This window comes from Vulcanococcus sp. (genome assembly GCF_044369115.1).
Lineage (GTDB): Bacteria > Cyanobacteriota > Cyanobacteriia > PCC-6307 > Cyanobiaceae > Vulcanococcus.
Window position 1 is genome coordinate 1 of sequence record NZ_JBIPMN010000092.1, and the last position, 10290, is coordinate 10290.

The following is a 10290-nucleotide window of genomic DNA, read 5'->3' on the forward strand; positions in this document are numbered from 1 at the left end:
ATTGAGAAGCTGCGCTTCATTGCCAAGAGCGCCCAGCTGCCGATCTCTCTGGAAACCCCGATCGGCAAGGAAGAGGATTCTCGTCTCGGCGACTTCATCGAAGCCGACATCGAGAACCCTGAGCAGGACGTGGCCAAGAACCTTCTGCGGGAAGATCTCGAAGGCGTACTGGCCACCCTCAGCCCGCGCGAGCGCGATGTGCTGCGCCTGCGTTACGGCCTCGACGACGGTCGGATGAAGACCCTCGAGGAGATCGGTCAGATCTTCGATGTGACACGTGAGCGCATTCGTCAGATTGAGGCCAAGGCCCTGCGCAAGCTGCGCCACCCCAATCGCAACGGCGTACTCAAGGAGTACATCAAGTAGGCCTGGTTTCCGCAGTCCTGCGTCCTACGGTTGCAGTGCCGGCGGCTCGACCGCCGGCTTTCTCTTGGGCAAGCCATGGTGCTGAGGGTTTCGATCGTGCTGCCCACGTACAACGAGCGGGGCAACATCGAGCCATTGCTGGAGCAGTTGCTGCCGCTTCAGCAGCACTACAACCTCGAAATCCTGGTGGTGGACGATGACTCCGCCGATGGCACGGCCGAGCTGGTGCGGCGCCTGGCTCACGCGGAACCGCGCCTGCGCTTGATCCGGCGCGTAGGCCGCTCTGGCCTGGCCAGCGCCATCAAGGAGGGATTGCTCGATGCCACCGGGGATGTGGCTGTGGTGATGGACAGTGATGGCCAGCACGAGCCCGCCTCTGTGCAGCGGGCCATCGACACGCTGGTGCAGGGCGGCCTCGATCTTGTGATCGGAAGTCGGTTTCACCCGGACGCCGAAATCCTTGGTTTGAGCGGGCGGCGCGAACGCGGCTCAAACTGGGCGAATGCCAGCGCGCGTTTCAGCCTGCCGCGGGGCTACGCCGGCCTCTCCGACTACATGAGCGGCTTCTTTGCCCTGCGGCTTGAAACAGTGCTGCCGTTGATCCGTGCGGTGGATGTGAACGGGTTCAAGTTCTTGTATGAACTCCTGGCCGTGAGCAAGGGCCGGCTGCGTGCGACGGAAGTGCCGCTGAGCTTCCAGCCGCGCACCTACGGCAGCTCCAAGCTCGATCTGGCGATCTTCTGGGATTTTCTGATCTCGATCCTGCATAGCCTCAGCTTGCGGCTGCTGCCGCGTCGGGCCATCAGCTTCGGCCTGGTGGGCTTCAGCGGTGTGGCTGTGCAGTTGTTGGTCACTCAGCTGCTGATGCTCAGCGGCCTGGGCTTTGCGCAGGCTTTGCCGTTCGCGGTGGTGGCGGCCGCCAGTTCCAACTACCTGATCAACAACGCCCTCACCTTCCGCTTCCAGCGCTTGAAGGAGTTGGCTCTGTTGCGCGGCCTGCTCAAGTTCCTGCTGGTGGCGTCGCTGCCTGTGCTGGCCAATGTGGGTCTGGCTTCGGCTTTCTACAGCCTGGTGGCCCGCGACACGCTCTGGGCGCAGCTCTCCGGAATCCTGGTGGTGTTCGTGTGGAACTACGCCGCCAGTAGCCGTTTCGTGTGGAACACCCCCTAATTTCTCGCCATGCAACGCTTCAACGCCTGGCTTGACCGGGACGAACGCCGCAGCCTGCTGCTGGCCCTGCTCGCTTTGGCTGCCCTTTGCGGCCTGGTGTTTGGTCAGCAACTCGGTGCGCTTGGACTGATGGACAAGACCGAGGGTCTGTTCGTGGAGATCCCTCGGGAGATGCTCGTGAACGGCGACTGGGTCACCCCTCGCTGGAACGGCGAGCTCTTCTTCGATTACCCCGTCTGGGGGTATTGGATGGTCGCTCTGAGCTTCCGCCTGTTCGGGGTGAGCGAATGGGCGGCTCGGTTGCCGGTGGCCTTGGCCGCCAGTGCCACGGTGTACGCGGTGTTTGCCGTGTTGATGCTGGTGGCTCCGGCCGCGGAAGCCATGCATCAGCGCCTGGGCCGCTCGCTGCTGGGAGCCACCGTGCTGGCCCTCAGCCCGGGCTGGCTGGGTTGGGGGCGCTCCTCGGTTACCGATATGTTTTTGGCGAGTGGCATCACGCTGGCCCTGCTCGGTTTTGTGCTCGCGCACAGCGCCCCAGCTGAGCGGCCCTGGCAGCGTCCAGTGGGCTTTGCGGCCCTCGGGCTGTTCTGCGGCATTGCCGTACTGGCCAAAGGGCCGGTGGGTCTGCTGTTGCCGGGGCTTGTGATGCTTGTGTTCTGGGCTTTGAAGGGAACCCTGTTTCTGGAGCTGCGCCGCACCCCCTTGGTTCCCCTGGTGTTGCTCTTTCTGGGCGTGGCCGCTCCCTGGTATGGCATGGCCACCGCCGCCAATGGCACGGAATTTCTGGGCCGCTTCCTTGGCTTCAGCAACCTGGAGCGCTTCACCTCGGTGATTTACGACCACCCCGGCCCACCGTGGTTCTATCTGCCTTGGGTGCTGCTGTTGCTGCTGCCCTGGTCGCTGTATCTCCCGGTTGCGGCGATTCGCCTTCGCTTCTGGCGGCTCAACGTTTGGCGTGAGACGCCTCCAGGGGCCGACCTGCCGTTGCTGGCTCTGCTGTGGCTGGTGTTGATGGTGGCGTTCTTCTCAGCGGCGGCCACCAAGCTGCCGGGCTACATCCTGCCTGCTCTGCCCGGCGGAAGCCTGCTGGTGGCCTTGCTGTTCTTGCCCTTGCAGCCGGAACCCACACCGCTGGCCGCGGGTCAGCGCATCACAGGCTGGTGCAATGCGGTTCTGCTTGCTCTGATGGCTCTGGCGGCCGTTCTGGCGCCCCGCTGGATCGAAACCGACCCCTCCTATCCAGCCTTTGCAGAAGCCGTGCGGGCTTCGGGTCTGCCCTGGTTGCTGGCCCTGCCGCTGCTCCTCGCGGCCATGGCTCTGCTGCTGTTGCTGTGGCGCGCCCGCTCGGGCCTGAGCTGGTTGTGGCTGCCCAACGCCGCTGGGGTTGCTGCTGCACTTGCTTTGGTGTTGCCGGTGCTGGTGCCCCTGGTGGATCGCGAGCGCCAGTTGCCGATACGCGCCTTGGCCCGTCTGGCGGGTGAGCAGGCGTTGCCGAATGAGCCGCTGCTTGTAGTTGGCTACAAGCGTTACAGCGTGGTGTTTTACAGCGGCCGCCCTGTGCTCTTTGTGAGCTCTCCCCGCAAGGCAATCCGCACCCTCAGCCAGGCTCCCAGCACCGTGAACTCGAGTACCGCGAAGCCGGCCAGTGTGCTGCTGCTGGGTAGCGACGCTGAACTGCTCGAGTTTGGGCTTGGTCCCGGTGATGGCACGCCACTGGGCCGGCGGGATGCACACCGCCTGCTCCGGCTGCCGGTGGAGGAGCTTCAGCAACTGGAGCCGCGCTGATGGCCGCTTTGGTGCATCGGGTTCGTGGCTTGTTGGCCGACTGGCTGGCTGCTCTGGGTGCGTGGCGGCTTGGTTTCGCGGTGTTCACGGTGCTGTTGCTGGGCTGGGCTGGTCCTCAGCTGGCGGCGATTCGCCACCCGCGCCTCGATGAGCAGTTGCTGGATGGCGTGCATGGCCTGATTCCAGAGGCGCTCGGCCATCTGCTGCTGCGGGTGTACCAGATGAGCGGCGTGCATCTCACCGCGGTGCTGGTGCTGGCGGTGTTGATCTTCCTCGGCCTGAAGCGCCTCTGGCCGGAATTGGTCTGCCTGATGATGGGAACCGGCGGCATCCTCGTGATCGTCGACCGCTGGCTCAAACCGCTGTTTGACCGCCGCCGTCCCAGCGGCCGGCTGCTCGACGACATCAGCGGTCGCAGCTTCCCCAGTGGCCATGCGGCTGGCTCGGTTGTTTTTTATTTCCTCACCTGTTGCCTGCTCTCGGCCCATTACCCGCGGCTGCGTCGGCCTTTGTTTGTGTTCTCCAGCTGCTGGGTGGCTTTGGTGTGGCTCAGCACCCTTTACTGCCGCGCCCATTGGCTGAGCGATATCGCTGCCGGAGCCGCCGTGGGGTATGTGTGGCTGAGCTTCTGCCTGGCGGGCTTCACCGTTTGGGAGCAGCGCTGCCGACCCTCTTCGCCTACCTCCTCCCATGGCTGACGCCTCGGTTTCTCTCGCCGACCTTCGCGGTCTGCGCTCGGCTCCCGAGCTGGATGCCGCCGGGCGCGACACCCTGCGCGCGGCGTTGATGCCGCTGCTCGAGCGTTGCGATTGGTTCACCGTGGGCGTGATGGCTCCCTCGGCGGATGCAGCGGTTCTGGCATTGCGCGCTCTGGAAAACGCTCTGGACTGGCCAGCCCATGAGCTTGATCCGGCGGGGGAAGCCCTCCGCAGTATCGAGGGGCCTGTGTTTCTGAAGGCCAATCAGAACAGTGGCCGTTTCTTAGTGCGACGCGAGGCTGGCCTTGGAGAAGGGCTGTTGATCACGGGCCACAGCCCCGCGGATCCCGAGGCTGAAGACACCTGGGGGCCGCTGCCACTCAACTTTTTCGCTGCCTGATCACGACGACTGATCACGACTTGGCCGTTCCCAACCGGCCCAGGCACACCGATCCTTAGGCTTGGCGGCTGTACTTCGGCGGCCCAGCGCTGCCCCCTCCCGCTTCCGATGGCCGCTTCCCAACTGCGCATTGCCTCACGCCGCAGCCAGCTGGCCATGGTGCAAACCCACTGGGTGCGCGATGAGCTGGCCAAGGCCCACGACGGCCTTGAGATCACGATCGAGGCAATGGCCACTCAGGGCGACAAGATCCTCGATGTGGCTCTGGCCAAGATCGGCGATAAAGGCCTGTTCACCAAAGAGCTGGAGGCCCAGATGCTGGTGGACCGGGCTGATATTGCTGTCCACAGCCTCAAGGATCTGCCCACCAACCTGCCCGAGGGCCTGATGTTGGGCTGCATCACCGAGCGGGAAGATCCCGCTGATGCGCTGGTGGTGCACGAGAAGCACAAAGACAAAACCCTCGCCACCCTGCCTGAGGGCTCGGTGGTGGGCACCAGCTCCCTGCGCCGCCTGGCCCAGCTGCGCCACCATTTCCCGCACCTCACGTTCAAGGATGTGCGCGGCAATGTGATCACCCGCCTGGAGAAGCTGGATTCGGGTGAATTTGATTGCTTGATCCTCGCGGCAGCTGGTCTGGGTCGCCTGGGCCTGGGCGATCGCATTCATGAGCTGATCGATCCTTCGATCTCCCTGCATGCCGTGGGTCAGGGTGCCCTGGGCATCGAGTGCCGTGAGGGTGATGCGACGGTGCTGGAGCAGATCAAGGTGCTCGAGCACCTGCCCACCGCCCGCCGCTGTTTGGCGGAGCGCGCCTTCCTGCGCGAACTCGAAGGTGGCTGCCAGGTGCCTATCGGTGTGAACACCCGTTTCGAAGGTGAAAAGCTGGTGCTCACCGGCATGGTGGCCAGCCTCGATGGCCAGCGCCTGATCCGCGATGAGGCCCGCGGCGATCAGGGCGACCCTGAAGCCATCGGCATCGCCCTGGCCCACGCCCTGCGGGCCCAGGGCGCTGGCGAGATCCTGGAGGAGATCTTTGCCACCGTCCGGCCCGAGGCCTGATTCAGCCCCTGCTGAAGCAATGGCAGACGCGGTGGCTGAACCCCGCGTGTTGCCGTTTCAGTGGAGCCTGCTGGCCTGGGCTGCCCTGGTTGGGGCGCTCACGGGTCTGGCGGTAGTGGGCTTCCACTACCTGCTGGGCTTCATCAACAACTTCTTCTACGGCCCCGTGGTGGAAGGGCTGATCGGCCTGTTTGCCTCCGCACCACCGGAACCGCCGCCGCTTCCGGAGCCGCCGCTGCCTGTGCCGGGCACCCCCCTGGGCGCCCTGTTGCAGATCGGGCTTGGAGGCTTGGCGTTTTTGCCACCACCGCCGCCACCGCCGGAGCCGATCCCGCTGCCGGGTGATCCCCTGCCGCTGTGGCTCTCGGCCTGGCCCGTGGTGCTGGTGCCGTTGCTGGGCGGGCTGGCGGTGGGAGCCCTGCGTCAGTGGGGCCGCGATCTGGGCCCCAGCCTGCCGAGCCTGATGGCTATGGCAGATGGAAGCGTGCAGCCCACGCCCAAACTCCCTTTCCTGCGCCTACTTACAGCCTCCCTCAGCCTGGGGAGCGGCGCGTCGCTCGGCCCGGAGGGTCCCAGCGTGGAGAGTGGGGGCAATATCGGCCTTTGGGTGGCAGGTAAGGGCGGCCTCTCGCCTGATTCCCAGAAAGCCCTTGTGGCTGCTGGCGTGGCAGCTGGTTTGGCGGCCGGCTTCAAGGCACCGATTGCTGGCTTGTTCTTTGCCTTTGAGGGCAGCTACAGCACGATCCCCGGTCGTCCCAGCGTGCGAGCGGTGCTGGTTGCCGCCGTGGCTTCCTCGCTGGTTACGCAACTCTCGCTGGGCGATGAACCGATCTTCCGCCTCCCCGCCTATGAGGTGCGCTCGCCGCTCGAGCTGCCGCTCTATCTGGGGCTTGGTCTGGTGGCCAGCGGCATGTCGCTGGCTCTGCTCAATCTGTTTGCCCTCGGGCGCAGCGAGCCCGTGCAGCGTCAGCTTGGGCGGCTCCCCACCTGTGTGGTGACCGGGTTTGGCGGCCTGGCGGTGGGCTTGATGGCCCTCGGCTTTCCGCAGGTGCTCGGCGTGGGCTACGACACCATCGGCGCCCTGCTGGGCCGTGATGGCGGCATCGCCCTGGCGAGCCTGCTGGGGTTGCTGGCGGTGAAGCTGCTCGCTACGGGCCTGAGCAGCGCCACGGGTTTTGTGGGTGGCGGTTTTGCTCCGTCGCTGTTTCTTGGTGCTGTCCTTGGCAACGTGTATGGGCAGCTGCTGGGGGAGAGCGGCCTGCAGTTGCCGGTGGCCGAGCCTCCCGCCTACGCGATGGTGGGCATGGCGGCGGTGCTGGCCGGCAGCGCCCGGGCGCCGCTCACAGCTCTGCTGCTGCTGTTTGAGCTCACCCACGACATCCGCATCGTGCTGCCGTTGATGGCGGCGGCCGGTTTGAGCGCTCTGCTGGTAGAGCGTTGGCACGGTATGGCTGATCCAGGTTTGGTGGGCCCGGATGTGCAGGAGGAGCAGCGCCGCGGGCGGCTGGCCTCGATTGCGGTTGTGGAAGCGCTCGAGCCGGAATCACCCCTGGTGCTGGCGGCCTCCACCACGGCAGAGGTTGCCCTGCAGCAGCTGCTCGCTGCCCATGGCCATTGCCTGGTGGTGGAGGAGGAGGGTTGGGTGTTGGCGCTGGTCACCCTGGAGGATCTGCAACGCCCGATCTCTGCGGGTCTGGCCGATCAACCGCTGCGCGACTGCCGCCGCTCTGATCTGATTTGGCTCTCGTCGGAGGCCAATCTCTCTCAGCTGGAGGATCAGCTTCAGCCCAATGGCCTGCGGCAGGTGCCGGTGTTTTGTCTCGATCATCAGGCCCTGCCCAAGTTGCCGGTGGGCATCCCCGGTTCGGGTTTGCCGCTTGTGGCACTTCAGGGCCTCGCCAGCCGCGATGGCATGGCCCGAGCGCTGGCTAGAGCGGCGGCGGTGGCGCACAAAAAAGCCCCCTGACGGGGGCTGCTCGATCGTGCGAATCGCTTCTGCAGCTGCGCTCAGTTGACCAGCTTGGGATCGATGGTGTCCATGTAGCGGGCCTCGCATTCCTTCACGATCTTCACGGCCTCGGCGGCATCGAAGAAACCGTTCACGCGGCAGGTGCCGGGCTTCTTCAGATCCTTGTAGTGCTCCCAGTAGTACTGGGTTTCCTTGAGCCAGTGGTCGCCCAGCTGGGTGTAGCTGGTGATGTGATCCATGCGCTTGTCATCGGCCAGCACGGCAATCACCTTGTCGTCGACTTCACCGCCGTCGTCGAACTTCATGATGCCGATGATGCGCGCCTCCACCAGAGAGCCCGGCACCAGGGGCTCTGTCACCCCCACGATCTCGATGTCGAGCGGGTCGCCGTCTTCATCCCAGGTGCGGGGGATGCAGCCATAGGCGAAGGGATAGGCCAGCGAGGAATAGCCCACGCGATCGAGCTTGAGGTGACCGGTTTCCGTGATCAGCTCGTATTTGTTGATCGTGTTGCTGTTCAGCTCCACGATCGTGTTGAGGCGCAGCTCGGCTTCATCGGCGAAGGCCGGCAGCACGTGCAGCAGGTTGAGCATCGTGCGGCTCGGGGCGTGGTCGATGTTCGCCATCAGGGCAGCGGCAAGGGATGTGGGCGGCATCCTACGGATGGCCCACCAAGGGCTCTCAGCCGCCTGCCAGGCGCTCCAGCTTCTGGCGGAGGTAGTGGCCGAAGGGTTCATGGCTGAGTGCCCGGCCACTCACCTGCTCCACCAGTTCGGCGCCATTCACGCTGCGGCCCAGGGGATACACCCGCTGCTGCAGCCAAGCCCCCAGCTGGGCATCACCATCGGCCGCGAGCAGGGTTTCGATCGGCCCCAGCTCGGCTTCCAGGGTTTCGCTGAGCTGGGCGCTGATCAGATGGCCCAGGGCATAGGAGGGGAAGTAGCCGAACAGGCCCTCGCTCCAGTGCACGTCTTGGAGGCAGCCCTCGGCGTCGTTGGCCGGCTTCACCCCCAGCAGCTCCTGCATGCCGCGGTTCCAGGCTTCCGGCAGCTCCGCCACGGGCATGCCGCCTTCCACCAGCGCCAGCTCCAGCTCGTAGCGCAGCAACACGTGCAGGCCATAGCTCACCTCATCGGCTTCCACCCGGGTGAGGCCAGCGCGGATCGGGTTGAGGTCGCGCCAGAACGCTTGGGCATCGCCCCACACATCGCGGCCCAGGGCCGCCGTGAAGCGCGGATGCCAGCGCCGGGCCATGGCCTGGCTGCGCCCCAGGCGATTTTCGTAGAAGAGGCTCTGGCTTTCGTGTACCGCCATGGAGGTGGCTTCCCCCAGAGGCCAGGGGAACCAGTGCTCGCCGCTGCGCGGTAGCCCCTGTTCATAGAGGCTGTGGCCCCATTCGTGGGCTGTGGCCAGGAAGGCTGAGAAGGGCTGGCCGGCCACGACACGCGTGGTGATGCGGAAATCGTCGGGCCCGAGGGTGCAGGAAAAGGGATGGGGCGAGCGGGCCCGCAGGCAGCGCTCCGCCTTGAAGCCCCAGCCTTCGAGCAGGGCGCTGCAGAGCTCTTCCTGCTGCGGTTCGCACAGATCCCAGGGCTCGTTGCTGCCCGCCGGCAGGCTCCGCGCCTGCTCCAGCAGGGGCGGCAGCAGGTCTCTGAGGGGCAGCAGCCATTGCGCGAGCTGCTGTTGGCTGATGTCGGGCTCAAAGGGCTGGGCCAGGATTTCCCAGGGGCTGCGGGGGCTGCCATCGGCCTGGGCTTCCACCGGTGCCAGCTGCTGGGCCTGCTCCAGCCGCAGCGCGATCAGCTTCTCGAGGGCTGGAGCGAACAGCTGAAAGTTGCTGCGCTGCTTGGCTTCCTGCCAGCAGCTGTAGCCCTCCGCCTGGGCCTGGGCGAGCGCTCCCACCAGGGCCGGATCGAGGCGGCTCTGGCGTGCCAGCTCACGCTTGAGCAGCCGCAGGTTGTGGTGTTGCTCGGCAGGTGCTTCGGGCGTGAGCTCCTGCTCAGCGCCGGCGAGCAGCTCTTGATAGGCGGCGCTGGTTTGCCGTTCGTGCAGCTGCTGTGCCAGCAGGGCCAGCTGCTCACCGCGCCAGCCCGCCGCCGCCGCCGGCATGGCGGTGTTCTGGTCGAAGTAGAGGGTGCTGTGGATGGAGCCTGTGAGTTGTGTGACGCGCAGATGCGCCTTCAGTTGTGCCCAAGCGCTCTGGCCAGACATCGAGCTTCTAAATCGAAAACAGAGCCTGGCAGGTCAGGGCCCTGAGCGGCACATCTGCAGCTGGCTTCTGGGGTTGGACTGATCGCAACTCTTTGTTTCCAGCTTGAAGTCACGAGTGTTCCTTCTTTCTCATGATGTCACCACTCGCTGTTGTCTCGATGGGGTTGCCAGGGCTGATGCGCCTGTGTCTGGCTTGAATGGGCCGTTGACTATCCGCAGATCCTTGAGATTGTTCCTATCTCTCAAGACCTGCGCATCTGGCGTGATCTGAATGTTGTTGTGTCTCCAGCAGCGGACCCCGAGGCGGCACTCTTTGTGACCTTTCTTGTCTCTGATGAGGTCCAGACGTTGATGGCTCGAGCTGGTTATGTTCGTTGAATACTGTCTGCTTTGCTCTTGGGTGTTCCTGCTGTCATCAGCAGGGCGCCTGAGATCACAGCAGCTCCCAGAAGTGTCTGCAGGTTGAGAGGTTCTGAAAGCACGATGTTTGCACTCACCAAGGCCACAAGGATCACCGCATTTCCCCAGAGCGCAGCCGTAATAGCCCCGAGGCCACGGTAGCTGGCCAGCAGCAGGATTTCTCCCCCGAGGCTGATGCATGCGGTGTAGATGAGCAAGAAACCGAACAG

General features: G+C 65.0%; 11 protein-coding genes. 8 read left to right on the forward strand and 3 right to left on the reverse strand.

Translation table 11 applies throughout. From position 1 onward, the window contains the following. The 7 genes from ACIQ2E_RS08465 to ACIQ2E_RS08495 all read left to right on the forward strand — a co-directional run. Positions 1-366: sigma-70 family RNA polymerase sigma factor (locus tag ACIQ2E_RS08465; protein ID WP_398328913.1), on the forward strand; the 366-nt coding region annotated here is incomplete at its 5' end. Between the two features lie 75 nt (positions 367-441). Beyond that, positions 442-1536 carry a glycosyltransferase gene (locus tag ACIQ2E_RS08470; protein WP_398328916.1) on the forward strand — a complete coding sequence of 365 codons (1095 nt, stop codon included), beginning with the start codon at positions 442-444 and terminating at the stop codon, positions 1534-1536. A gap of 9 nt (positions 1537-1545) precedes the next feature. Further along, positions 1546-3321, forward strand: coding sequence for an ArnT family glycosyltransferase (locus ACIQ2E_RS08475; protein ID WP_398328919.1), 1776 nt, complete (start codon positions 1546-1548; stop codon positions 3319-3321). Then, a complete protein-coding gene (locus ACIQ2E_RS08480) occupies positions 3321-4019 on the forward strand; it encodes a phosphatase PAP2 family protein (RefSeq protein ID WP_398328921.1) in 699 nt (232 codons plus the stop codon). The genes ACIQ2E_RS08475 and ACIQ2E_RS08480 overlap by 1 nt, the downstream gene beginning before the upstream one ends. Continuing rightward, positions 4012-4419, forward strand: coding sequence for a DUF1824 family protein (locus ACIQ2E_RS08485; protein WP_398328923.1), 408 nt, complete (start codon positions 4012-4014; stop codon positions 4417-4419). Before ACIQ2E_RS08480 ends, ACIQ2E_RS08485 begins: the two co-directional genes overlap by 8 nt. Before the next feature lie 108 nt (positions 4420-4527). Then, positions 4528-5481, forward strand: a complete 954-nt coding sequence (gene hemC / locus ACIQ2E_RS08490) for a hydroxymethylbilane synthase (RefSeq protein WP_398328926.1) — start codon at positions 4528-4530, stop codon at positions 5479-5481. A gap of 19 nt (positions 5482-5500) precedes the next feature. Beyond that, positions 5501-7447 carry a chloride channel protein gene (locus ACIQ2E_RS08495; RefSeq protein WP_398328929.1) on the forward strand — a complete coding sequence of 649 codons (1947 nt, stop codon included), beginning with the start codon at positions 5501-5503 and terminating at the stop codon, positions 7445-7447. Between the two features lie 41 nt (positions 7448-7488). Here ACIQ2E_RS08495 and ACIQ2E_RS08500 read toward each other — a convergent pair whose 3' ends face one another. Further along, a complete protein-coding gene (locus ACIQ2E_RS08500; RefSeq protein ID WP_398328932.1) occupies positions 7489-8076 on the reverse strand; it encodes an inorganic diphosphatase in 588 nt (195 codons plus the stop codon). Positions 8077-8131: 55 nt separating this feature from the next. Further along, the gene (locus tag ACIQ2E_RS08505) at positions 8132-9661 is read right to left on the reverse strand and encodes a carboxypeptidase M32 (protein WP_398328935.1); all 1530 of its coding nucleotides are present in this window, start codon (positions 9659-9661) and stop codon (positions 8132-8134) included. Positions 9662-9898: 237 nt separating this feature from the next. Between ACIQ2E_RS08505 and ACIQ2E_RS08510 the strand changes: the two genes are divergently transcribed. Next, positions 9899-10039 carry a hypothetical protein gene (locus ACIQ2E_RS08510; protein ID WP_398328941.1) on the forward strand — a complete coding sequence of 47 codons (141 nt, stop codon included), beginning with the start codon at positions 9899-9901 and terminating at the stop codon, positions 10037-10039. On the opposite strand, the gene ACIQ2E_RS08515 is transcribed toward ACIQ2E_RS08510, so the two are convergent. After that, a partial coding sequence (locus tag ACIQ2E_RS08515) for a hypothetical protein (protein WP_398328938.1) occupies positions 10027-10290 on the reverse strand: 264 nt, incomplete at its 5' end. The genes ACIQ2E_RS08510 and ACIQ2E_RS08515 overlap by 13 nt on opposite strands.

Excerpts from the sequence above, each read along its gene's own strand:
- ACIQ2E_RS08470 (WP_398328916.1), top strand. The coding sequence starts at position 442 with ATGGTGCTGAGGGTTTCGATCGTGCTGCCCACGTACAACGAGCGGGGC.
- ACIQ2E_RS08475 (WP_398328919.1), top strand. The coding sequence starts at position 1,546 with ATGCAACGCTTCAACGCCTGGCTTGACCGGGACGAACGCCGCAGCCTG.
- ACIQ2E_RS08480 (WP_398328921.1), top strand. The coding sequence starts at position 3,321 with ATGGCCGCTTTGGTGCATCGGGTTCGTGGCTTGTTGGCCGACTGGCTG.
- ACIQ2E_RS08485 (WP_398328923.1), top strand. The coding sequence starts at position 4,012 with ATGGCTGACGCCTCGGTTTCTCTCGCCGACCTTCGCGGTCTGCGCTCG.
- hemC (WP_398328926.1), top strand. The coding sequence starts at position 4,528 with ATGGCCGCTTCCCAACTGCGCATTGCCTCACGCCGCAGCCAGCTGGCC.
- ACIQ2E_RS08495 (WP_398328929.1), top strand. The coding sequence starts at position 5,501 with ATGGCAGACGCGGTGGCTGAACCCCGCGTGTTGCCGTTTCAGTGGAGC.
- ACIQ2E_RS08500 (WP_398328932.1), bottom strand. The coding sequence starts at position 8,076 with ATGGCGAACATCGACCACGCCCCGAGCCGCACGATGCTCAACCTGCTG.
- ACIQ2E_RS08505 (WP_398328935.1), bottom strand. The coding sequence starts at position 9,661 with ATGTCTGGCCAGAGCGCTTGGGCACAACTGAAGGCGCATCTGCGCGTC.